The organism is Streptomyces sp. NPDC043746 (genome assembly GCF_056436485.1).
Genome location: NZ_JBWKCM010000072.1, coordinates 1 through 1,447 on the forward strand (window position 1 = coordinate 1; position 1,447 = coordinate 1,447).

The 1,447-nt window shown below is 67.9% G+C and carries 1 protein-coding gene; it reads right to left on the reverse strand.

What is annotated here, in order from left to right:
• Nucleotides 1–22: 22 nt before the first annotated feature.
• Nucleotides 23–1,213 carry an IS110 family RNA-guided transposase gene (locus AC0682_RS31485; RefSeq protein WP_478536649.1) on the reverse strand — a complete coding sequence of 397 codons (1,191 nt, stop codon included), beginning with the start codon at nt 1,211–1,213 and terminating at the stop codon, nt 23–25.
• Nucleotides 1,214–1,447: the final 234 nt, after the last annotated feature.

The following is a 1,447-nucleotide window of genomic DNA, read 5'->3' on the forward strand; positions in this document are numbered from 1 at the left end:
AAGGAACTTCCCAATCGTGTTGTCAAGCCGCTCCCGTGACGGGAGGTGAAGTGTGAAAGCACTCTCCGTCACGGATCATCGCCCACAGGACGTTGAGGCGTCGACGGGCGAGGGCCAGCAGGGCCTGCTTGTGGCCCTTGCCCTCGCTTCGCTTCCGGTCGTAGTACGCCTTCGAGGCGGGGCAGCACTGGAGGCTCACCATGGCCGACAAGTACATGGTTCTCAGCAGTCCGCGGTGGTAGCGCCGGGGTCTGCGCATGTTGCCGCTGACGCGGCCGGAGTCGCGGGGTCTGGGGGCCAGGCCGGCGAAGCCGGCCAAGCGGTCGGAGCTGCCGAAGGCGTCCATGTCGCCGCCGGTGGCAGCGATAAACTCGGCCGCGAGTTTCGTGCCCATGCCGGGCAGGCTGCGGATCACCTCGGCGTGTGGATGCTCGCGAAACCGGGCCTCGATCAGGGCGTCAAGCTCGGCGATCTCCTCATCGAGGGCCATCACCCCGTTCGCGAGGCGGACGACCATGGCAGCGGCCAGCTTCTCGCCGGGCAGCGCGGTCTGCTGGGCCTGGGCGGCGTCCACAGCCGCCTTCGCCAGTGCGGCGGCGCTGCGGACCTTGCGGTTCTTCAGCCACGTCTCGATCCGGCTCGCTCCCGCCCGGCGGATCGCAGCCGGGGTCTGGAAGCCGGTCAGCAGCATCACCGGCCCCCGGTTCGTCAGATCCAGTGCGCGCTCCAACGCGGGGAAGATCTCCAGGAGTTGGGCGCGAAGCCGGTTGATCTGCCGAGTGCGGTCGAAGACCGTGTCCACGCGGCGTGTGGTCAGGGTGCGCAGGTCGACGGCGATCTCGTCTCCGGGCCTCAGCAGGCCGAGGTCGCGGCGGACACGGGCCTGGTCGGCGATGACGAAGGCGTCCTTCGCATCGGTCTTCCCCTCGCCCTTATAGGTGGCCGACGCGCGGTGGACCGCCAGGCCGGTGAGATAGGCGACCGGCTGGCCATGGCTGACCAGCAGGCCGATCAGAAGCGCGGCACCACCGTGATTGAGATCGACGGCCCACAGCGCGTCGCCGGATATCTCCAGGACGTCGCCGATGAGCGTGAGGAGCTCAGTCTCGTCGTTCTGGACCCGGCGGGACAGCAGGCGCTTGCCTTCCGCGTTGATCACCACGCAGTGGTGATGTGTCTTGCCGATGTCCACCCCGGCCCAGATCTCGGGCACGTTCCCCTCCGTCAGCTCGTCGTACACCGATCCCGCAGACGACCTCGCCGACGTTGTCCTACAGCAGCGATCGGGGTCGCATCTCCCAATTGGCGGTCGAGTCGTCGCGGGGCTCCGGGCGGCCAAGTTCCTTGAGCCATCGAGCGGTCTCCGCCATGCCAGCCATACCCAGAACCCCCGGGCCCTCCGATCTTACGAATGACCGGAGCGGACCCACGTCTTGAAAGGTAGGAC